Annotated in this window: 1 pseudogene; it reads right to left on the reverse strand. The window is 41.6% G+C overall.

What is annotated here, in order from left to right:
- Positions 1-519 (reverse strand): annotated as a pseudogene (locus tag R7P74_RS29355) (DUF3320 domain-containing protein); the annotation flags it as partial.

The following is a 519-nucleotide window of genomic DNA, read 5'->3' on the forward strand; positions in this document are numbered from 1 at the left end:
CAGCATAGGTACTTTTCGCTCTTCGATAGTCACCTGACAAGAACCGCCACCACTTATGACCAGTTGTCAGCAACGATCCACGGATAGGCGTCCAATCGTAATCTAAAGCATTATCGACAAAGAACTCTGATAACTCGGCCTTTTGCTCTTGTAGAGTTGCACCTTGAAGAGCAAACTCGAGTATCGCATCACCTTTAGACTCCCACGCGGAGGAATTCGCATCAACGCTTTCAAGTTCAGGTCTATCTGCAATGAGAGAAAGCCCCTCTAAAACCGAGATACAGTCTTTGTAATTAGAAATAGGTGAAACATAACCAGCACAAGTATGAAGACATATAACCTGTTTAATAATTTCTTGCTGTGTTTCTTCTAATTCAGAGACGAGCTTTTGAGCCACTTTATCATCAGACGGCGAATAATCTTTAAGAGTGGTTGATGAAAACAGATTAAGGCTTGGCACATCGTGCTCAATTAAATAGTCAACTGTCTCAGTTATCTTCGCTAAGGCTGATAAGTAAT

The sequence above is a fragment of the Vibrio sp. 2033 genome, from assembly GCF_033339735.1.